This is a genomic window from Luteimonas rhizosphaericola (assembly GCF_029888045.1).
GTDB lineage: Bacteria > Pseudomonadota > Gammaproteobacteria > Xanthomonadales > Xanthomonadaceae > Luteimonas > Luteimonas rhizosphaericola.
In genome coordinates this window covers 576,309-596,774 of sequence record NZ_JARXRN010000028.1, presented here as the reverse complement: position 1 = coordinate 596,774, position 20,466 = coordinate 576,309, and the positions used below count along the sequence as shown (strand labels likewise).

Annotated in this window: 14 protein-coding genes and 1 pseudogene; 2 read left to right on the top strand and 13 right to left on the bottom strand. The window is 71.4% G+C overall.

Features of this window, described 5'->3' with window-relative positions; translation table 11 throughout:
- Positions 1-85: 85 nt before the first annotated feature.
- The 9 genes and pseudogenes from QFW80_RS15300 to ssb all read right to left on the bottom strand — a co-directional run bounded on the left by QFW80_RS15300 (position 86) and on the right by ssb (position 11,692).
- A complete protein-coding gene (locus QFW80_RS15300) occupies positions 86-1,348 on the bottom strand; it encodes a DUF819 family protein (RefSeq protein WP_280602839.1) in 1,263 nt (420 codons plus the stop codon).
- A 70-nt stretch (positions 1,349-1,418) separates the two neighbouring features.
- Positions 1,419-3,488 (bottom strand): dipeptidyl-peptidase 5, encoded by a 2,070-nt coding sequence (locus QFW80_RS15295; protein ID WP_280602838.1) that lies wholly within the window; start codon positions 3,486-3,488, stop codon positions 1,419-1,421.
- A gap of 268 nt (positions 3,489-3,756) precedes the next feature.
- Positions 3,757-5,575, bottom strand: a pseudogene (locus QFW80_RS15290) (OPT family oligopeptide transporter); the annotation flags it as partial.
- 186 nt (positions 5,576-5,761) lie between these two features.
- Positions 5,762-7,684, bottom strand: coding sequence for an alpha/beta hydrolase family protein (locus tag QFW80_RS15285; protein WP_280602836.1), 1,923 nt, complete (start codon positions 7,682-7,684; stop codon positions 5,762-5,764).
- A gap of 87 nt (positions 7,685-7,771) precedes the next feature.
- Positions 7,772-8,677: a dTDP-4-dehydrorhamnose reductase gene (rfbD, locus tag QFW80_RS15280; RefSeq protein WP_280602835.1), complete on the bottom strand. Its 906-nt coding sequence runs from the start codon at positions 8,675-8,677 to the stop codon at positions 7,772-7,774.
- Positions 8,674-9,231 (bottom strand): dTDP-4-dehydrorhamnose 3,5-epimerase, encoded by a 558-nt coding sequence (gene rfbC, locus QFW80_RS15275; protein ID WP_280602834.1) that lies wholly within the window; start codon positions 9,229-9,231, stop codon positions 8,674-8,676. Before rfbC ends, rfbD begins: the two co-directional genes overlap by 4 nt.
- Positions 9,228-10,115 carry a glucose-1-phosphate thymidylyltransferase RfbA gene (gene rfbA, locus QFW80_RS15270; RefSeq protein WP_280602833.1) on the bottom strand — a complete coding sequence of 296 codons (888 nt, stop codon included), beginning with the start codon at positions 10,113-10,115 and terminating at the stop codon, positions 9,228-9,230. Before rfbA ends, rfbC begins: the two co-directional genes overlap by 4 nt.
- Entirely contained in the window at positions 10,112-11,167 is a 1,056-nt protein-coding gene (rfbB, locus tag QFW80_RS15265; RefSeq protein WP_280602832.1) for a dTDP-glucose 4,6-dehydratase, read from the bottom strand. The genes rfbA and rfbB overlap by 4 nt, the downstream gene beginning before the upstream one ends.
- 39 nt (positions 11,168-11,206) lie before the next feature.
- On the bottom strand, positions 11,207-11,692 hold the full coding sequence (gene ssb / locus QFW80_RS15260) for a single-stranded DNA-binding protein (protein ID WP_280602831.1): 486 nt from the start codon (positions 11,690-11,692) through the stop codon (positions 11,207-11,209).
- Between the two features lie 202 nt (positions 11,693-11,894).
- On the opposite strand from ssb, the gene QFW80_RS15255 reads away from it, so the two are divergent.
- Positions 11,895-12,890, top strand: coding sequence for a polyprenyl synthetase family protein (locus QFW80_RS15255; protein ID WP_280602830.1), 996 nt, complete (start codon positions 11,895-11,897; stop codon positions 12,888-12,890).
- A 50-nt stretch (positions 12,891-12,940) separates the two neighbouring features.
- Here the strand turns inward: QFW80_RS15255 and QFW80_RS15250 are convergent, their stop codons facing one another.
- From QFW80_RS15250 to QFW80_RS15235, 4 genes are all read right to left on the bottom strand, one after another.
- Entirely contained in the window at positions 12,941-13,747 is an 807-nt protein-coding gene (locus QFW80_RS15250; protein WP_280602829.1) for a dienelactone hydrolase family protein, read from the bottom strand.
- Between the two features lie 185 nt (positions 13,748-13,932).
- On the bottom strand, positions 13,933-15,399 hold the full coding sequence (murD, locus tag QFW80_RS15245; protein ID WP_280602828.1) for a UDP-N-acetylmuramoyl-L-alanine--D-glutamate ligase: 1,467 nt from the start codon (positions 15,397-15,399) through the stop codon (positions 13,933-13,935).
- The gene (gene murL / locus QFW80_RS15240) at positions 15,347-16,726 is read right to left on the bottom strand and encodes a UDP-N-acetyl-alpha-D-muramoyl-L-alanyl-L-glutamate epimerase (RefSeq protein ID WP_280602827.1); all 1,380 of its coding nucleotides are present in this window, start codon (positions 16,724-16,726) and stop codon (positions 15,347-15,349) included. Before murL ends, murD begins: the two co-directional genes overlap by 53 nt.
- Positions 16,723-19,323 (bottom strand): bifunctional aspartate kinase/diaminopimelate decarboxylase, encoded by a 2,601-nt coding sequence (locus tag QFW80_RS15235; RefSeq protein ID WP_280602826.1) that lies wholly within the window; start codon positions 19,321-19,323, stop codon positions 16,723-16,725. Before QFW80_RS15235 ends, murL begins: the two co-directional genes overlap by 4 nt.
- 213 nt (positions 19,324-19,536) lie before the next feature.
- On the opposite strand from QFW80_RS15235, the gene QFW80_RS15230 reads away from it, so the two are divergent.
- On the top strand, positions 19,537-20,421 hold the full coding sequence (locus QFW80_RS15230) for a PhzF family phenazine biosynthesis protein (protein WP_280602825.1): 885 nt from the start codon (positions 19,537-19,539) through the stop codon (positions 20,419-20,421).
- Positions 20,422-20,466 lie beyond the last annotated feature (45 nt).

Below are 20,466 nucleotides of genomic sequence, written 5' to 3'. Positions count from 1 at the left end.
TCATCGCCGGCGGGCGGCGATCATCACCATGCGGCCTCCGCCGCGGTGGATTGTCGTGTTCGCGCCCCACCCGCGGGCGCCGGGACTACTGTCCGGCCACCACCCGCAGCAGCTGGCCGGTGATGTAGGCGCAGTAGGTGCCGAGCGCGTAGCCCAGCACCGCCAGCAGCACGCCCACCGGGGCCAGCGCCGGATGGAACGCGCTGGCGACTACCGGCGCGGACGCCGCGCCGCCGATGTTGGCCTGCGAGCCCACCGCGAGGAAGAACAGCGGCGCCCGGATCAGCTTCGCCACCACCAGCAGCAGGCCCGCGTGCACCGCGATCCAGATCAGCCCGAGCAGGAACAGCCAGGGCCGGTCGAGCAGTGCGCCGATGTCCATGTGCATGCCGATGGTGGCCACCAGCACGTAGAGCATCGCCGAACCGACCTTCGACGCGCCCGCGCCTTCCATCTCGCGGGCGCGGGTGAAGCTCAGCGCCAGGCCCACGGTGGTGGCGATCACCACCATCCAGAAGAAACCGGACGTGAGGCTGTAGTCCTTCAGGTTCCACGACGCGGGCAGGCCTTCCATCCACGCCACCAGCGGCTCGGCGAGCAGGTGCGACAACCCGGTGGCGCCGAGGCCGATGGCGAGGATCACCATCAGGTCGGTCAGGCTCGGGTTGCGCGAATGCTGCGCCTGGTAGGCCTCGATGCGCCGCTTCATGTCCTCGATCGCGGACGTGTCGGCGCGGGTCCAGCGGTCGAACGCATCCGCGCGCGCCGCCATCAGCAGCAGGATCGCCATCCACAGGTTGGCGACCAGCACGTCGACCGCGATGAACTGGCCGAACAGGGTCGCCTCGACCTCGAACACCTCCTTCATCGCCGCCTGGTTGGCGCCGCCGCCGATCCAGCTGCCGGCCACGGTGGTCATGCCGCGCCAGGTGTCGCCGGCCACCGTTTCGGGATGGATCCAGCCCATCGCCACGAAGGAGACCAGCGCGCCGAGCATCACCCCGAGCGTGCCGGTGAGGAACATCACCACCGCCTTCGGACCCAGTCGCAGGATCGACCCCAGGTCGATCGCCAGGCACAGCAGCACCAGCGCGCTCGGCAGCAGGTAGTCGCGCGCCATCGGGTACAGCCCCGAGGCATTGCCGTCGATCAGTCCGATGCTGTTGTAGACCGCCGGCAGCAGGTAGCACAGCAGCAGTGCGGGGACGTAGGTGTAGAAGCGCTTCCAGAAGCCGTCCGGCCGCGACGAGGTCCAGAACACCAGCCCGAGGGTGACGGCCAGCAGCCCCATCACGACCGCGTCGTTGGTGATCAGCGCAGTCGAGGGTGAGGCGGTATCGATCGCCATGCGGGTCTCCGCTGGGAATGGCTGGACGGTGGGTCATGCGGCGCCGGTCTGTCCCGGCGCCGCGCGGGGATCACTGGCCGAGGTGCCGCTTCAGCCACGCGTTGACGGTGTCGTGCCACAGCACGCTGTTGTGCGGCTTGAGCACCCAGTGGTTCTCGTCCGGGAAGTACAGCAGCTGCGACTCGATGCCCTTGCGCTGCAGCGCGGTGAAGGTCGACAGGCCCTGGTCGACCGGCACCCGGTAGTCCTTCTCGCCCTGCACGACCAGCATCGGCACCCGCCACTTCGCGACGTGGTTGACGGGGTTCCACTTCTCGTAGTGCTTCGGCACGTCGAACGGCGTACCGCCGTTCTCCCACTCGGTGAACCACAGCTCCTCGGTCACATAGCCCATCGAACGGGTGTCGAACACGCCGTCGTGGTTGACCAGGCACTTCCACGGCTGGTTCCAGTTGCCGGCGATCCAGTTGACCATGTAGCCGCCGTAGCTGGCGCCGAGCGCGCAAGCGCGGTCGCCGTCGAGGAAGCCGTACTGCTCCTGCGCCGCGGCCCAGCCCTTCTGCAGGTCGACCAGCGGCTTGCCGCCCCAGTCGCCGCTGATCGCGTCGGTGAACGCCTGGCCGTAGCCGGTGGAGCCGTGGAAATCGATCATCACCACCGCGTAGCCCTGGCCGGCGTAGGTCTGCGGGTTCCAGCGATAGCTCCAGCCGTTGCCGAAGCTGCCCTGCGGGCCGCCGTGGATCAGGAACGCGACGGGATACGTCTTGCCCTCCTCGTAGTTCCACGGCTTGACCACGTAGCCGTGTACCACCTCGTTGCCCGCGCCCCTGAAGTCGAACTGCTCGAAGGCGCCGAACTGCACGTCGGGCAGGCGCTCGGCGGCCGTCTGCGTGATCGCACGCAGTCCTTCGCCATCCGGCGAGGCGGCGTACAGCACGTCGCCGGTGTCGAGCGCGTTGCGGGTGAGTACCAGCGACGATCCCGCCACATCGAACGCCGAGACGCTGCCGTCGCCGACGAGCTCGGTCACTTCGCCAGTGGCCAGGTCGATCCGGAACAGCGGGTACTCACCCACGCTCTGCGCCGCCACGTACAGCGAGCGACCATCGGCGGCGGGCTTGAGGCTGCTGGGCGAACGGTCCCAGTCCGGGGCGATCTCGCGCGTCGCGCCGCTGGCCAGGTCCATCGCCATGATCGCGTAGCGGTCGGCCTCGAAGCCCGGACGCTTCATCGCGCGGTAGTACAGCGTCGCGCCGTCGGCGCTGAACACAGGGCCCGCGTCCCAGGCCTTGTTGGCCTCGGTGAGGTTCACCGGCGCGCCGCCCGCCACCGGCAGGCGGTACAGGTCGAAGTTGGTCGACCACGGCTCCTCGCGCCCGGCGACGCGGATGCTGGCCACCACGCTTGCGCCGTCGGGCGCCCAGGCGTAGTCCGCGGCGTCACCGAAGGGCTTGGACGGCACGTCGCCGTCGAGCGCGTGGCTGATACCGCGCGCCGAGGCCACCGGGCCGGCGTCGGCCGCGGCCGGCAGGTCGGCCACGAACAGCCGGCTCCGGCGGCCATCCTTCCAGGTGTCCCAGTGGCGCACGAACAGCTGGTCGTAGACCACGCCGCTGGACTTCGACGCCTCGCGTTCGTCCAGGCGGGTCTTCGTGCAGGCCAAGTCGTCCGCGCAGTCGGCGAAGGTCTCGGCGCTGAAGGCGATGCGGCGGCCATCGGGCGAGAGCCGGTAGCTGCCGATGTCGAGCGCGAACGCGGTCAGCGGCCGCGGCGTGCCGCCCTCGGCCGGCATCGCGTACAGCTGCTGCCCCCCCTCCTTCGCGCTAAGGAAATACAGCGTGGCGCCATCGGGGGAAAACGTCGGCGCGCTCACGTTCCACCCGTCGGGCGTGATCCGGCGCGGCGGCGCCAGGTCGCGGGTGACCAGGCTGCGCGCGTACAGCGCCGTGGATGCTTTCAGGTCGGCGTCGACGCTGCGCTGGGCGAAGACGACCGTGCGGCCGTCGGGCGACAGCGTGGGCGAGGACACGCGATCGAGCCTCACCAGGTCGCGGACGTCGAGCCCGCGGGCCTCGGCCTCGGCCAGGACGGGCAGTGCCAGCAGCAGGCACAGGGGCAACACAGCGCGGCGCAACGGCATCGGGCCTCTCCGGCAACGAAAGGCCTGATGGTAGGCGCTCACGCCTGCGCGGCGCAAAGGCGGCAGGTCATGCTCGCGCTTCGCGCCCGGCGCGGTCAGATCGGGCCGGCGTCGGCCCCACCCGCGACCGGCCTGGCCCGGGCGCCGGTGCGGTACAGCAGCCAGCCGACGACGGCCAGGACCGCCAGCCCCACCAGTTCGTCCTGCTGGAACCGCTCCGGGACCACCAGCACCTCGCGGTTCTTGCTGGCGTAGATGGCGATGCCCACGCCGATGCCCATCAGCGCCTCGCCGGTGATCAGGCCCGCGGCGAACAGGGTGCCCGGCCGATGCACGCGGTCGCGCGTGGCCTCGTCGCGGGTACCGACCACGCCGTGGCGCCGTTCGACCAGGTACGCCAGCAGCCCGCCGAGGAAGATCGGCACCATCAGCTCCAGCGGCAGGTAGATGCCGATCGCGGCGGCGAGCACCGGCACGCGGAAGCTGCTGCCGCGCGCCTTGAGCATCTCGTCGACGGCGATGATCGCCGCGCCGATCACCGCGCCGATGGCGATGATCCCCCACGGCAGTTCGCCGCCGAACAGGCCCTTGGCCACGGACGCCATCAGCGTGGCCTGCGGCGCCGACAGCGGGTTCGGATGCTCGGCCGTCGGCGCGCCTATGCCGTAGGCTTCGGCGAGGATGTTGAGCACCGGCGCCATGATCAGGGCGCAGGAGAACGCGCCGATGCCCAGCATCAGCTGCTGCTTCCACGGCGTGGCGCCGACGAGGTAGCCGGCCTTGAGGTCCTGCAGGTTGTCGCCGCCCACCGCCGCCGCGCAGCACACCACCGCGCCGATCATGATCGCGGCCACCGCGCCCAGCGGCGCGCCGCCCGCGCCCACCGCCATGCGCCCGCTCTCACCCAGCAGCAACAGCAGCACCACCGAGGCGAACAGGATGGTGGCGATGGTGATGCCCGAGACCGGGTTGTTCGACGAACCGACCAGGCCGGCCAGGTAGGCCGACACCGACACGAACAGGAACCCGGCGACGATCATGATCACCGCCATCGGGATGCTGACGTGCCACAGGCCGACGATGGCCTGGTACAGCAGCAGCAGCGGCACCACGAACGCGACCAGCGCCACCAGCATCCACTTCATCGGCAGGTCGCGTTCGGTATGCGGCACCGCGGCGCCGCCGGACCCGGCGCGCGCGGCGGCGATCCCGCTGCGCACGCCCGACAGCAGCGAGTTGCGCAGCGAGAACAGCGTCCACACCCCGCCGATGAGCATCGCGCCCACGCCGAGGTAGCGGATCTTCGCCGACCAGATCGCGCCGGCGATGTCTTCCGCGCCGGCGCCCGCGACGCCCGCCGCCAGCGCAGGATCGCTGTCCATGAAGCCCAGCTGGTAGATCGGGATCGCGATGTGCCACGACAGGATGCTGCCCGACAGCACCACGATGCCGATGTTCAGCCCGACGATGTAGCCCACGCCCAGCAGTGCCGGCGAGAGGTTGGTGCCCATGTAGCCCAGGTAGCGGCCGAAGAAACCGGCGCCGGCCGCGGTGTCCGGCAGCAGGCGCATGCCGCTGTACGCGGCCGCCTTCAGTGCCGCGCCGATGGCCGCGGAGAAGGCGAGGATCCGCAGCCCCGGGCCGGGGTTCTCGCCGGCCTTGAGCACCTCCGCCGCGGCCTTGCCTTCCGGGAAGGGCAGCGGCTGCTCGACGATCATCGAGCGCCGCAGCGGGACCGAGAACAGCACGCCGAGCAGGCCGCCGAGGCCGGCGATGGCGAGCACCCAGGCGTACCGGAAGTCCTGCCAGTAGCCCAGGATGATCAGCGCCGGGATGGTGAAGATCACACCCGCCGCGATCGACGAGCCGGCCGAGGCGCCGGTCTGGACGATGTTGTTCTCCAGGATGGTGCCGCCGCCCAAGAGCCGCAGCACGCCCATCGACACCACCGCCGCCGGGATCGCCGTCGCGACCGTCAGCCCGGCGAACAGCCCCAGGTAGGCGTTGGCGGCCGACAGCACCACCGCCAGCACGATGGCCAGCAGCACCGCGCGGAAGGTGAGTTGCGGGACGCCCTGCTCGGCCATGGCACGCTCGGGATACGGGAAAGCGCGCACGCTACGCCGGCGGCCGGGGCGCGTCCAGCGGTGCCGGAAGAGGGGTGTCCGCGAGGGCATGCCGCGACGAGGGGCCAAACGTGGCGCTTCGATCGCGCGAGACGCCCCGAAGATGCCGGCACAGAAGTCTCCAGCTTCCAGGATCGCCGCCTGCGACTAGTGTGCGGCCGGCGTCTGCGTACCGATGTTCCTGGACAGGAACGACAGCAGGCGGCGGTAGAATTCCATCCGGTTCGCCTCCCGGTAGAAGCCGTGACCCTCGGTTGGATAATAGAGGGTCTCGACCTCCCTCCCGGCAGCCCGCAACGCGCGTTCCATGCGCCGGGTGTGCTCAATGGGCGCTCGGTCGTCCTCGCCGCCTGCGGCAAGAAAGACGGGGGCAAGGATGCGGTCGGCCATCCGAGTCGGCGACACTGCCTGCAACTCTTCCGGTGGCCCGATCCATTCGCGCAGGTACGTTTCGCCCGAGCCTCGGCGCTGGATATCGCCAGTACCGTGCATCAGCGGCAGGTCGTAAACACCCACGTATCCGGCGGCGCACCGGTAGAGGCCCGGCTCGCGCGCAACCCCCATCAAGGCCGCGTACGCGCCGTAACTGGCGCCATAGATGCACAGACGCGCCGGATCGGCGATTTCCTGTTCGATCGCCCAGCGGGTCGCGTCGGTGACATCGTCCTGCATCGTGCGGCCCCACTGCCGCGCGCCTGCGGATTCGAAGCGCCTGCCCCGGTTTCCCGAACCCCTGAAATTCACCTGCAGCACGCCATACCCGGCTGCAGCCAGCAATTGCGCCTCATCATTGAACATCCAGCGATCGTAAACGCCGAACGGGCCGCCGTGTGGCATCACGACGAAGGGCAGATTGCGACCGTCCGAGCCAGGGGGGATGGTGAGATAGCCTTGCAGCCGGAGGCCGTCGCGGGCCGTGATCGCGAAAGGCTTCATCTCGGCCATCTCCGCGGGATCGAACCATTCGCGGCGGCTGACCACGTGCTGCGCTTTCTTCGCCAAGGTGTCGAACAGGAAGAAATCCCCAGGGTTCCTGTCGCTGGTGGTCTGGATCAGCAGGTACTTCCCGTCCCTCGTCGCCGAAGTCACGGTCACCGACTGGCCGGGAAAAGCCGCCTCCAGACTGCGGTACTGACGCGCCACAGGCGACTCGGCGTCGAAGAATGCGGTCCTGTCCATGCCGTCCATGAAACGCGCACCGACCGGAATGCGTGTGTAGGGTCGGTAGATGATGGCCTCGGGCGCGACCTCGTCGTCCACCAGGACGGTGGTCCGTCCACCGCTGCCCGCATCCATCGCCACGATCGCGTCGGGACCGTCGATCTGCTCGGACTGGAGGTAGACCACCGAATCATCTTCGGAGAAGCCGATTGGCCATTCGATACGGCCGCTGGTCGACTCGTCGTTGACCAAGCGCCACGCACTCCCTTCGTCATCGCGGAGATAGAGCTTGTTGACGTTGTCGGCTCCCGCGCCATAAGCGGCGCGCACGGTGCCCGAATGGTCCGCGAGGAAGCGTGCGCGACGGACCGGGGCACGTCCTACGGGTACGCGGCGACCGCTCGAGAGGCTCATCTTCTCGATCCGGGTGAATGGGTCGTCGGTGAAGGGCGCGACGGAGATCAGCACGAAGTCCTGTTCCGCCCAAAGCTCGTCCACCAGGAACGCGGCGACCGGCTCGGCCTTCTTCCCGCGAATGGACGTACCGAGGGTCGGGACGTCCACATGCTGGCCGACGAGTATCTCGGTCCTCGCCCCGCTGGCGGAGGTCACGTAGAGGTTGCCGGCCATCTGCGGCTGATCCAGCCTACCGAACTTGCGGGCATCAGAAAACAGGACCCGATCGTCATCCACCCACGTGAATTCAGAAACATGCGTGTTCTCGCCGAGGTTGGCAGTGGCGACGAGCGCGTTGTCGGAACGACGCAGGATCGCGAGTGCGGTCCTGTCGTCGAGCGGAACCGTGGCAGCGAAGTAGTCTCCGCGTGGGGAGATCTTGAGGTCTTCGAACGAACCGGTCCTGACGAAATCCTGGACGTCCAATGCCCACGCCCCGGCGGGCGGCAACATCGCAAGAAGAATCGCTACCACCACCCTCCACGTACCAGCCGCCATCCCTGCCCCCGATTCGAGAAATCGCCCCATATGGCCCACCGGTCACCCGCGCCGGCCGTGCTCGGTGTCGAACACCCGCGCGAGATCATCCTGCCAGCAGGGCAGCGGGGTCAAGAATTCGCGCTGCAGCAGCCCGGAGTCCAGGCAGGAGTACGCCGGCCGGGAGGCCCTCGATGGATACTCGGAAGACGCAACCGGCGCCACCTTCGGTATTCGGTCGAGCATCCCCCGCGCATGCGCGTGTTCGACGATCGACACCGCGAGCCCATGCCAGCTGGTCTCGCCGCGCGCAGCCAGATGCCAGGTCCCCGACCTCCGGAGCTGCTGCGTGAGCAGGGTCCCGGTCGTCCGAGCGACAAGCCCCGCTGAGGTCGGCGTGCCAATCTGGTCGTCGACCACACGCAGCTCATCGCGCTCGCCGGCCAGTCGCAGAATGCTGCGCAGGAAGTTGTGCCCATGCAGGCCGTATACCCAGGCCGTGCGCAGGATCATGTGTCGGCCGCCGGCCGCGCGCACGGCCTGCTCGCCCGCGAGCTTGCTCGCGCCGTAGACGCCGAGCGGCGCCGCGGAATCGTCCTCGCGATACGGACGCGTGCCGCGACCGTCGAAGACGTAGTCGGTCGAATAGTGCACCAGCAGCGCACCGCGCCGCGCACATGCGGCTGCAAGCACGCCCGGCGCTTCGGCGTTGATCCTGTACGCGGCTTCGCGGTCGTCCTCGGCGCGGTCGACCGCGGTATAGGCGGCCGCATTGACGACGATGTCCGGCGCGACGCGTGCGATCAGCGGGGCAAGAGCGTCGGGCTGGTCGAAATCCGCGCGTTCGCACGACGTGCCGTCGGACAGCCGGCCGCCGCGCGTCGCGCACGCCAGCTCGCCCAGCGCGGGCAAGGCCTCGCGCAGCGCATGGCCCACCTGCCCGTTCGCGCCGAGCAGCAGGATCCTCATGCGGCGAAGGTCGGCAGCCGCTCGGGCGCGATGTCGGCCAGGAATGGCGCCTTCGCATCCTTGGGCGAGAGCAGCGGCGCGGCCACGGGCCAGTCGATCGCAAGGTCCGCGTCGTTCCAGCGGATGCCGGCGTCGGCGGCAGGATCGTAGGTGGCGGTGCACAGGTAATGGAACAGCGCGCGTTCGCTCAGCACCACGAACCCGTGCGCGAAGCCCTCCGGGATCCACATGTGGCGCCGGTTCTCCGCGCTCAGCACCACCGCGGTCCAGCGGCCGAAATGCGGCGACCCGCGACGGATATCGACCGCCACGTCCCAGACTTCGCCTTCGAGCACCGAGACGTACTTGCCCTGCGGATTCGGCCACTGGTAATGCAGGCCGCGGAGCACGCCGCGGGTCGAGGCCGAGACGTTGGCCTGCACGACCTCGGGGGCCAGGCCACGTGCTGCCAGTTTGTCGCGGTTGAACGACTCGTACACGTAGCCGCGCGCGTCGCCGAAGACCTGCGGCTCGATCACCACGCAGCCCGGCAGGCCCGTCTCGACCACCTTCACGGTACGTGCCCGCGCTCGGCCAGGCCCAGCAGGTAACGTCCGTAGCCGCTGCGGTCCAGCGGCGCGGCCAGCGCACGGAGCTGCGCGGCATCGATCCAGCCGTTGTTCCAGGCGATCTCTTCCGGGCAACACACCCGCAGCCCCTGTCGCGCCTCGATGGTGGCGATGTAGTTCGACGCCTCCATCAGCGACTGGTGGGTACCGGTGTCGAGCCAGGCGTAGCCGCGCCCGAGCTGCTCCAGGTGCAGCTCGCCACGTTCCAGGTAGCAGCGGTTGAGATCGGTGATCTCCAGTTCACCGCGCGCCGAGGGCTGCAGTCCGGCGGCGAATTGGCTCGCGCGCTCGTCGAAGAAGTACAGGCCGGTCACGGCGTAGTTCGATCGCGGTGCCGCGGGCTTTTCCTCCAGCCCCACCACCCTGCCTGCCGCGTCGAACTCGGCGACGCCGTAACGTTCGGGGTTGGCGACCCAGTAGCCGAACACCGTGGCACCGGTGTCGCGCGCGTCGGCGCGCCTGAGCATCGCGCTCAGGCCCGGGCCGTGGAAGATGTTGTCGCCCAGCACCAGGCAGCTCGGTGCGCCGGCCAGGAAGTCGGCTGCGATCAACAGCGCCTGGGCAAGCCCGTCGGGGCTGGGCTGCGCGGCGTAGTCGATCCTCATGCCCCACTGCGAGCCGTCGCCGAGCAGGCTGCGGAACAGTGCCTGCTCGTGCGGGGTGTTGATCACCAGCACCTCGCGAATGCCCGCGAGCATCAGCACGCTCAGCGGGTAGTAGATCATCGGCTTGTCGTACACCGGCAGCAGCTGCTTGCTGAGCGCCTGCGTGATCGGATACAGGCGGGTGCCCGAACCGCCCGCCAGCACGATGCCCTTGCGCCCAGTCACGCGGCCACCCCGATGCGCTCGAGCCGGTAGCTGCCGTCGAGCACGCGCCGCACCCAGTCCTGGTGCGACAGGTACCAGTCGACGGTCTCGGCCAGGCCGCGCTCGAAGCCGTATTCCGGCCTCCAGCCGAGTTCGTCGCGCAGCTTGCCGGCGTCGATCGCGTAGCGCCGGTCGTGGCCCGGCCGGTCGGCGACGAAACGGATCAGCGCGGCGTGCGGCTGGCCGTCCGCGCGCGGGCGGCGCGTGTCGAGCAGGGCGCAGATCGCCTCCACCACCTCGAGGTTGCGCCGTTCGGCATCGCCGCCGACGTTGTAGGTCTCGCCGACGCGGCCACCTGCCAGCACGGCGTGGATCGCGGCGCAGTGGTCGGCCACGAACAGCCAGTCGCGCACCTGGCGGCCGTCGCCGTAGACCGGCAGCGGCTCACCGGCCAGCGCCTTCGCGATCACCAGCGGGATGAGCTTCTCGGGAAACTGGAACGGGCCGTAGTTGTTGCTGCAGTTGGTCGTCAGCACCGGCAGCCCGTAGGTGTGGTGGAACGCGCGCACCAGGTGGTCGGACGCGGCCTTGGACGCCGCGTACGGCGAGTTCGGCGCGTACGGCGAGGCTTCGGTGAAGCGCCCGCGCTCGCCGAGCGCGCCGTAGACCTCGTCGGTGGACACGTGCAGGAACCGGAACGGACCCCCGGCATCCGCAGCTGGCGAGGCCCAGTACTCGCGCACCGCCTCGAGCAACGCCAGCGTCCCGACCACGTTGGTCTGGACGAAGGCCGCGGGGCCGTCGATCGACCGGTCGACGTGAGTTTCGGCGGCGAAATTCACCACCGCGTCGGGGCGGTGCTCGGCGAGCAGGCGCGACACCAGCCCGCGGTCGCCGATGTCGCCATGGACGAAGACGTGTCGGGGATCGTCGCGCAGCGAGGCCAGCGTGTCGAGGTTGCCCGCATAGGTGAGCGCGTCGAGGTTGACGACGCGCACGCCGCGCGCGACCGCACCGAGCACGAAATTGCCGCCGATGAACCCGGCGCCGCCGGTCACCAGCCAGGTCGGCACGGGCCCTCCGCGTCTGCGCTGGTCATGGGATGCCCCGCGTCAGAACGGGATGTCGTCGTCCGAGAAGTCGTCCACCGGCGCCTGCTGGCGCGAAGGGGCGGACTGCTGGCGCGGCGCGGACTCGGAGCGCTGCGGGCGCGAACGCTCGTAGGATCCGCCACTGCCACCGCCACCACCACCGCCGCCTTCGCCGCGGCCCCCGAGCATCTGCATCTCGTCGGCGATGATGTCGGTGTAGTAGCGCTTCTGGCCGTCGTCGCCGGTGTGCTCGCTGTAGGTAATCCGGCCCTCGACGTAGACCTGCGACCCCTTGCGCAGGTACTCGGCCGCGATCTCGCCGAGCTTGCCGAAGAAGGTCACCCGGTGCCACTCGGTCTTTTCCTGGTTGTTGCCGTCGCGGTCCTTACGCACGGACGTGGTGGCGAGGCTGACCTTGGTGATCGCCATGCCGCCCTGGGTGTACTTGGTTTCGGGATCGTTGCCGAGATTGCCGACGAGGATCGCCTTGTTGATGCCACGAGCCATTGCTGTCCTTCGGTGTCGCCGGAAGAAGCCGGCACGGGCATTGCAGTATACCGGCCCGGGTCCGCGCCGTCGGCGGCTGCCGCACGCGCCGGTCAGGCTTTGCCGCGGCCTGGCGCGCGCGGGCAGGCCCGGCCCGTCGTGGCCCCGCCGGGCGGCCACGCCGGCTCCGTATAATCGCGGGTTCATGTTCGACGGACCCCCCATGGCCGACCTCTCCCCCGCGCCGGTCCCCGGCCTGCCCGAGATCCAGGCGCTGGCCGCCGGCGACATGGCGGCGATCGATGCCCTGATTCGCCGCCGCCTGGCCTCCGACGTGGTGCTGGTGAACCAGGTCGCCGAGCACATCGTGTCCGCCGGCGGCAAGCGCCTGCGGCCGATGCTGGTCGCGCTGGCCGGCCGCGCCACCGGCGAGGTCACGCCGCGCCACCACCAGCTGGCCGCGATCGTCGAGTTCATCCACACCTCCACCCTGCTGCACGACGACGTGGTCGACGAATCCGACCTGCGCCGCGGCCGCAGCACGGCCAACGCCCTGTGGGGCAACGCGCCGAGCGTGCTGGTGGGCGACTTCCTGTATTCGCGCAGCTTCCAGCTGATGGTCGAACTGGACAGCATGGCGGTGATGGCGCTGCTGGCCGACACCACCAACCGCATCGCCGAGGGCGAGGTGCTGCAGCTGCTGCACGTACGCAACCCCGATACCGACGAGGCCGCCTACCTCGACGTCATCGAACGCAAGACCGCGGTGCTGTTCGCCGCGGGCACCCGCCTGGGTGCGCTCGCGTCGGGCGCCGATGAAGCGACACAGCAGGCGCTGTACGATTACGGCCTGCAGCTGGGCTACGCGTTCCAGATCGCCGACGACGTGCTCGACTACGACGGCGACGCCGCCGCGCTGGGCAAGAACCTGGGCGACGACCTGGCCGAGGGCAAGGCCACGCTGCCGCTGATCCATGCGATGGCGCAGGCCGACGACCCCACGCGTGAGCGCCTGCGCGCGATCGTCGCGCAGGGCGACACGAGCGCGATGCCGGACGTACTCTCCGCGATCGCGCGCGCCGGCAGCCTCGACTACAGCCGCGCCCGGGCCCGCGCATACGCCGCGGCGGCCGAGGCCGCGCTGGCGCCGCTACCGGACAACGAGGCGCTCGCCGCATTGCGCGGCCTGGCGCGGCACGCGGTGGAACGCGGGCACTGACGGATCTTTGCGTCGGGCACGACCGCGGCGATGCCGGGCAGCGCCGGCGGTCAGTCCTCGCCGAACGCTTCCTCGAAGAAGCCGTCCATCATCGCGTAGGCGCGCTTCGCGGCGCGCGCGTCGTAGCGGCAGTTGCTGGCCGGGTCGCTGCCGGCCGACGGCTCGGCGAAGCAGTGCACCGCGCCGCTGAAGTCGACGAACTGCCAGTCGGCGCCGGCCGCATCCATCTCCTGCTCGAAGGCGGCGATGTCGGCATCGCTCACGGCCTTGTCGTCGGCGCCGTTGAGCACCAGCACCGGACTGGCGATCTTCGACGCGGTCGGCGACTGCGCGCCGGGCGCGAGGCCGCCGTGCAGGCTGACCACGCCGGCCAGGTCGGCCCCGGCGCGCGCCAGTTCCAGCACCGCCGAACCGCCGAAGCAGAAGCCGAACGCGCCGATGCGGCCGGCATCCAGCGGCGCCTCGCCGGCCCGCGCCTTGAGCGTGTCGAGTGCGGCCTGCATCCGCGCGCGCAGCGCGCCGCGGTCGTCGCCGCGCAGCGCGCCGGCGAGCTTGCCGGCCTCGCCACTGTCCTTCGGCTGCCGGCCCTTGCCGTAGACGTCGGCGACCAGCACCACGTAGTCGTCGCCGGCGACCGCCTTGGCCCGCTCCAGCGCGTCGTCGGTCACGCCCATCCAGTTGGGCACCATCACCAGCCCCGGGCGACGGTCGTCGTCCTCGTCGTCGTACACCAGCCAGCCGCTGTAGGCCTCTCCGTCGACGGACCATTCCACGGGTTGGGACGTCATCGCGGCCGCGGCGGTAGCCGGCAGGGCGACGGCCGAGAGCAACGCGAGCAGGGGGGCGGCAAGGCGCATGGCGGATCCTCGGGCGGGAGCGGACCGACAGCCTAGCGCAGCCGTGCACGCGCGGCGTGCAGGCGCGCATCGTCCGCGCCCGGGCGCTGGCAACCCGCCTGGCTGGCGATCCGCGTGCTCCACGGGTCGGGGGCGGATGCCCGCGCAGCGCCTGCGCGACCACCGGCCCGGAGACGGCCGGATCGTCAGGCGATGCCGATGCCCGGGATCGCGGTGATGGCGTCGGGATCGAACCCGGCCAGCGCGGCGAAGTGCCGCCCGCGCTCGGCGTAGTCGCGATAGGCGCCGAAGCTCGGCGCGCCGGGCGAGAGCAGCACCACGCCCTCGCCGTCGAGCAGCGACCGCGCCTGCGCGACCGCCTCCTCCAGATCCCGCGCCTGGCGCAGCGCGAAGCCCGCAGCGGCGGCCGCGCCCTCCAGCAGCGCATGGATGCGCGGGCCGTTCTGCCCCAGGGTCACCACCGCCGCCGGTGGCGCGAGCCGCATCGCATCGGCGAACGCCTGCCAGTCCAGGCCGCGGTCGTGGCCGCCCACCAGGATCGCCACGCGGCGCCCCGCATACACCTCCAGCGCGGCGAGGCTCGCGTGCGGCGTGGTGCTGATCGAATCGTTGACGTAACTGATCCCGTCGCGCGTGCCCAGCAGCTGCAGCCGGTGCGGCAGCGCCCGGAACGTCGCCGCGTGCGGCGCCAGCGCCTTCGCATCCAGCCCCAGCGCCTCGATCGCGGCCAGCACGCCGCACAGGTTGCCGCGGTTGTGGCGCCCGGGCAGCGGCAGCTCGCGGGTGTCGAAGACCGGCTCGTCGCCGCGCCACACCACGTCGCCGCGCAGGTGCCAGCCGTCGGCGCGACCGAACCAGCGCACCTCGCTGTCCGGAAGCGCGAGCGCCGACAGCGTCGCATCGCCGGCGCTGAGCACCGCGATGCGCGGCCGCGCCTGCGTCAGCAGCGAGAGCTTGTCCTCGACGTAGCGGGCCTGGCTGCCGTGCCAGTCGAGGTGTTCAGGGAAGATGTTCGTGACCACCGCGACCGCCGGGCGCACCCCGCTGCGGGCGACGTCGCGGGTCTGGTAGCTCGACAGCTCGACCACCCAGACCTCGGCATCGCCATCGAGCAGTTCCAGCAGCGGCTGGCCGATATTGCCGGTGAGCGCGGCGCGGTGGCCGCCGGCGCGCAGCAGGTGCGCGAGCAGGGCGGACGTGGTGCTCTTGCCCTTGGTGCCGGTGACGCAGACCGTGGTGGCATCCGGGCGCGCTGCGAACCACAGCGTGGTGCCGCCGATGAAGCGCGTGCCCCGCTCCGCCGCCGCCTGCGCTTCGGGCCGGTACGGACTGATGCCGGGCGACTTGACCACCACGTCGAACGCCGACAGCCGTTCGGCCGTCGCCTCGGTCTCGACCCGCAGCCGCGCATCGCCCAGCGCGCGCGCATCCCCCGCTTCGGCCGGCGAGCAGAACAGCGTCAGGGTCGCGGGAAAGCGGTCGCCCGCCCCGTCCGCTCCGGCCTGCGGCGCGTGCGCGCCGCGCAGCGCCGCGTACGCCGCCCGTCCCTCGCGCCCCCAGCCCCAGAGCGCCACGCGCTGCCCGGCGAGCGAGGCCAGGTCAGGGCGCGAAGCGGTCACGGAGGCGTTCCCAGATCGGCGCCGGCACGCCATGCCCGGCGTCGTCGGGCACCAGCAGGGCGGCCACGTCCTCCTGGTCGCCGGCCAGCTGCGGCGCGATCTCGCGCGCGAACCGCGCCACCACCGCGTCCTCGCGCCACTCTGGGCGCGCGGCCAGGGCCGCCATCGCCGCGCGCGATTCGCGCCCCTCGCCCACGCATTCGAAGGGCTTGTGGTCGCGGTACTCGAGCAGCGCGTCGAAGCCCGGCACCTGCGCCGGATCGTCCAGCAGGTTGCGGCCGAAGATGCCGACCAGCCGCGGCTTGGGCATGAACGGTGCCAGCGCCAGGAACACGAAATGGCACTTGGGGCACACGCCGCACCAGCGGTTCACCGGGCGCTCGCCGAGCAGGTGGAAATTGCGGTTGCAGCTGGAAAAATACGCGTCGTACTGGTCGGTGCGCGCGAACTGGCGCGCCACCGCCAGCTCGCTCAGCGGCCGCAGCAGCGAGTAGTAGGACAGGTCCGCGGCGACGTGCTCGCGCAGGTACGCGGCGAACGCGCGCTCGAACGCCCAGCCCTTGGACCACTGGTGGTTCACCTCGCCGGTGCCCTCGATCAGGCTGCCGTAGCTGGCCGAACGCTCGTTGGAGAACACCACCTGGTCCACGCCCAGCACCACCGCGGCGAAGGCGAGGATCGCGGAATTCACCGCGGTCACCGGGATGTGTCCGTTCCAGGCGCCCTGGCGGTTGAACTCGAACAGCTCCGGCGCCAGCTGGCGACCGATGTTGAGCATCGGCAGCCCGGTGCGCGCGGCGCAGGCGCGGATCAGCTGCGACCCGCCGATCCAGCTCACGGTCTGGTCGACGCCCAGCGCACGCAGCGCCTCGATGCTGACCAGCGAATCCTTGCCGCCGCCGATCGCGACCAGCGCATGGTGGCGCAGGCCGAGCGTGGGCGCCGTCGCATCGCCGTCCGCCGCTGCCTTGTCGCCCGCGACCGGAAACCGGATCCGCCCGTGCAGGTCGAGCCCGTTGCGATAGGCGAACTCGCCCAGGCCGTGGACGTAGATCTCCTCGAGCAGGGCCGCGGTCGCGGCGTCGAGCCCGTCGCCCTCGACCCGGATCTCCGGCGGCACCGCGGCCTTGTAGTAGCTCACGCCGGCCACCAGGTGCAGCAGCCGCAGCGCGCGCTGTGCGGCCGCGGCGCGCGCGGGGTCGAGCGCGAAGGGTGCGCCCGGCAGGGTCACCGTCTCGACCAGCTCCGGCCCGTGGTCGAAGGCATATACCAATTGCGCCACGCCGGTGCCGGCATCGAAGCCGCAGCGCACGAAGCGGAAGGCGCGGATCGCGTCGCGATCGAACACGACGGCGCTCATGCCAGCACGTCCTCGCGCGGCAGGCCGCGCAGGTTGTAGTGGTTGGCGATCACGAACCCGTAGGCGCCGGCATCGGCGATCGCGACCACGTCGCCTTCCGCGGTGTCGGATGGCAGGCGGCGGTCGTGGCCGAACACGTCGCTGGATTCGCAGATCGGGCCGACCACGTCGAACGCGGCGTCGGCCCGCGCCCCGCGCCGCGAGAGGTTGTGGATGCCGTGCCAGGCGTCGTACAGCGCTGGCCGCATCAGCGAGTGCATGCCCGCGTCCAGCCCGACCCGGCGCACGCCCTGCTTCTCGACCACCTGGGTGACGCGCGCCAGCAGCACGCCGGATTCGGCCACCAGGAAGCGGCCGGGCTCGATCGCCAGGCGGTAGCGCGGCCATGCGCCCTTGATCTCGGCCAGGCCCTCCGCCCAGGCGGCGAGGTCGAACGGCGCATCGTCGGGCTTGTAGGGAATGGTGAGGCCGCCGCCGATGTCGATCGTGTCCACGGTGCCGATGCCGTCGGCGACGGCGGCGAGTTCGGCATAGACCTCGCGCCAGTGGCGCGGGTGCCCGATGCCGCTGCCCAGGTGGGCGTGGATGCCGGTGATGCGCGCATCGAGCGCGCGCGCGGCGTCTGCGAAGGCATCGACCTCCGCCACCGGGTAGCCGAACTTCGACGCCGCGCCGCCGGTCACGACCTTGGCGTGGTGGCCGTCGCCGCGGCCGAGGTCGATCCGCAGCCACAGGTCGCGGCCGCGGAACACCTCGGGCCAGCGCTGCAGCGCCTCGACGTTGTCCAGCGTCACCGTCGCCCCGCGCGCGTACGCCGCCTCGTACTCGCGCCGCGGCGCGAAACTCGGGGTGAACAGCACGCGCGCCGGATCGAGCTGCGGGACGGCCTCGAACACGCGCTCGAGCTCGCCCTGCGACACGCATTCCAGCCCGAAGCCCTCCTCCACCAGCGCACGCAGCACCTGCGGATGCGGATTAGCCTTGATCGCGAAGAAGCGCCGGTCGATCGCCTCCACCGCGTTCAGCGCGCGCGCGCGTTCGCGCACCGTCGGCAGGTGGTAGACGTAGCGCGGCGTCTCGCCGGCGGCCAGTTCCAGCAGCCGCGCGTGCGCGGCGTCGGCCTGCCACCAGCGCGGCTCGCGCACCGGCGGGCCGTGCTGGATCTCGCGCCAGCTGGGTCCGAACACGGATGCGTCCTGCACCGGCATCGCGCCGCTGCCGATCAGTTCGGCGTGCAGCTCGGGCAGCAGGCCATCGGCGTCGGCCTCGTCGATGACGAAGGTCAGGTTGAGGTCGTTCGACGACTGCGAGATCAGGTGCACGCGCTCCTGGCCGAAGGTCGCCCACACGTCGGACAGCTTGTGCAGCAGCGAGCGCATGCCGCGCCCGACCAGGGTGATCGCCGCGCACGGCGCGATCACCTTGACCCGGCAGATCTGCGCCAGGTCCTCGGACAGCCGCGCCAGCACGTCGGTGCTGACCAGGTTCTCGCTCGGATCGAGCGAGACGGTGATGTTGGTCTCGGCCGAGCCGATGAGGTCCACCGACAGGCCGTGGCGACGGAAGCGCTCGAAGATGTCGGCCAGGAAGCCCACCGACTGCCACATGCCCACCGTCTCCATCGACACCAGCACGATGCCGTTGCGGCGGCTGATCGCCTTCACCCCGGGCACCGGCGAGGCGTCGCCATCGATGCGGGTGCCGGGCAGGTCCGGGCGCTCGGTGTCGAGGATCGCCATCGGCACGCCGCTCACGCGGCAGGGACCCAGCGAGCGCGGGTGCAGCACCTTGGCCCCGGTGGTGGCGATTTCCTGCGCCTCGGCATAGTCCAGGCGGGTGAGCAGGCGCGCGTCGGGCACCTCGCGCGGATTGGCGGTGAACATGCCCGGCACGTCGGTCCAGATCTCCACCCCGCGCGCGCGCAGCAGGCCGCCGAACAGCGCGGCAGACGTATCGGAGCCGCCGCGCCCCAGCACCGCGGTGCCGCCGTCGCCGTGGCGGGCGATGAAGCCCTGGGTGATCAGCAGCCGGGTCGGCTGGGCCGCGAAGCGCGTGCGCCACGCGTCGTCGGCCTCGCGCCGGCACGACACCGACAGCCGCTGCCCCCACGCGCTCTGGTTCGGCAGTTCGATCGCGTCCAGCCAGTCGCGCGCATCGCACCAGCCGATGTCCAGCCCCTGCGACGCGAGGTAGGCCGCGCCGAGGGTCGAGGACAGCAGTTCGCCCTGCGCCAGCACCTCGGCCTGCCAGTCCAGCGTGCGCGTCGTGGCGCGCGCGTCCTCCGCCAGCGCCCGCAGCGCATCCAGGCGCGCGCCGAGCACCGCGCCGGCATCCAGACCGAGCGCCTCCGCGAACGCGCGATGGCGCTCGACCAGCGCCTGCACCCGCGCGCCGGCATCCGAGGCGCCGTCGGCGATCGCGGTCAGTTCGTTGGTCACGCCCGACAGCGCCGACACCACCACCAGCACCCGTGCCCCATGTTCGCCGGCGCGTTTGCCCGCGAGGCGGCCGATCGTGTCCCAGCGGTGGCGTTGCGACACCGAAGTGCCGCCGAACTTGAGCACGACCCAGGGCGTGCCGGTCGGGGAGGAAGGCATGGGGATGGCGGGATTCCGGATGGTGCGGGCGGCGCTCCGCGCGCGGAGCGAAGCGCGGATTCTATCGAATCCGCCTCCGTGCCGAAGACCGGCCGCAGCGTCCGGCCGCGTCCCCGCCCGGCCGCATCCCGCTGCGCGACCTGCCCGCGCGGCGGTTGCAGCTGCATCCATCGCGCGCGGTAAGCTGCGCGGCCCCCATCGCCGCGAGCCCCCATGCCCCGCCGCTACCTGCAGCTCGACGTGTTCGCCGACCGCCCCGGCGTCGGCAATCCGCTCGCCGTGGTCCTGGATGCCGAAGGCCTGGACGAGGCCACCATGCAGGCGATCGCGCGCTGGACGCGGCTGCCGGAGACGACCTTCGTGTTCGCGCCGTCCTCGCCCGAGGCGAGCTACGGCATCCGCATGTTCAGCCCCCGGCGCGAGGTTCCGTTCGCCGGGCACCCCAGCGTCGGCACCGCGCATGCGGTGCTCGAGGCGGGGCTGGTCGCGCCGCGCGACGGACTGCTGGTGCAGGACGGCGTGGCCGGGCGGCTGCCGCTGCGCGTCGACGGCGACGGGCCGTCGCGCACGATCGCGGTGCGCACGCCCCGCGCGCGCATCGTCGAGGTCGCCGATCCCGCGCATGCACGTCTCGCCGACGCGCTCGGCCCGCTGCCGCGCGGCGCGTTGCCGCCGGCGCTGGTGGACGGCGGCCGCCGCTGGTGGCTGGCCGAGGTCGCGGACGAAGCCGCGCTGCGGGCCGCCGAGCCGCGCTGGGATGCGGTCGAACGGCTGGCGCTGGAGACCGGGAGCATGGGCCTGTGCGTGTTCGCGCGCAGCCTCGATGCCGACTACCAGCTCGCCGTGCGCGCCTGGGTCGGCGCCACCGGACGCTTCGAGGACGCCGCCTCCGGCGCCGCCAACGCCACCCTCGCCGCCTGGCTCGCCGACCGCGATGCGCTGCCCGGCACGGGCGGACGCTACCGCATCAGCCAGGGGCGCGAGGTCGGCTTCGACGCGCGCATCGAGCTGCAGGTCGACACCGACGGCGAGGTGTGGTCCGGAGGACGCGTGCAGACGGTCATCGCCGGCACGATCGACTGGGAGCGCGCGCGCTAGTCGAGCGCGCCGCGCGTTGCCGGCACCGCGCCGATGGCACGCGGC